Consider the following 692-nt stretch of genomic DNA (forward strand, 5'->3'; position numbering starts at 1 on the left):
CCTTGATTTTAAGCCGGTGCCAGCCGGCGCCGAGGCCGACTTCTTCAACACAATCGCCTAATCGCGGACATTTCGACGACCCGGGGGTGACCGCGTCCTAACGGCCGGTTAGGTAAGAAGGCTAGTGGCGATCGGAAGTCGATCAGCTGCAAGGAGAGCCCGCATGCTTTTTCACACCATGGTCGGATCGAACGATATTGAACGGTCGAAGCGCTTCTACGACACGGTGCTCGCCACTTTGGGGGCAGGCGAAGGGACGCGGAACATTGCCGACAGCGGCCATACACGGCTGATCTATAATAATGGCAACGGAACCAATTTCATCGTCAGCCAGCCGATTAACGACGAACCGGCAAGCGTCGCCAACGGCAGCACCGTCGCCTTTTCGTGCAACTCGCTTGAACAAGTGAAGCAGCTTCATGATACCGCGGTCGCCAACGGTGGCACCTCGATCGAAGCCCCGCCCGGCCCGCGTAATACCGCATCGCTGGGGACAGTCGAACTTGCCTATTTTCGCGACCCAGACGGCAACAAACTATGCGGAATTCATTTCCCTGCCTGATCTGTCCGGCACGGGTCCGCTTTTGACCCTAGCGGACCCGGATTTTGCGATCGCGCGAATGTCCGCTTTCCACCGATTGTGTTGAAAAAGTCGGCCTTGCAGTGGTGTCGGCGGTCTGATTCAATCTTCG

General features: G+C 57.7%; 1 protein-coding gene. It reads left to right on the forward strand.

Annotation, left to right across the window (positions count from 1 at the left end):
• Positions 1 to 163 precede the first annotated feature (163 nt).
• Complete coding sequence (locus IFS44_RS21685; RefSeq protein WP_031439576.1) at positions 164 to 562, forward strand: VOC family protein; 399 nt, start codon at positions 164 to 166, stop codon at positions 560 to 562.
• The last annotated feature ends 130 nt before the right edge of the window (positions 563 to 692 follow it).

This window comes from Sphingomonas sp. CFBP 13706 (assembly GCF_014842355.1).
Lineage (GTDB): Bacteria > Pseudomonadota > Alphaproteobacteria > Sphingomonadales > Sphingomonadaceae > Sphingomonas > Sphingomonas aerolata.

Excerpts from the sequence above, each read along its gene's own strand:
- IFS44_RS21685 (WP_031439576.1), top strand. The coding sequence starts at position 164 with ATGCTTTTTCACACCATGGTCGGATCGAACGATATTGAACGGTCGAAG.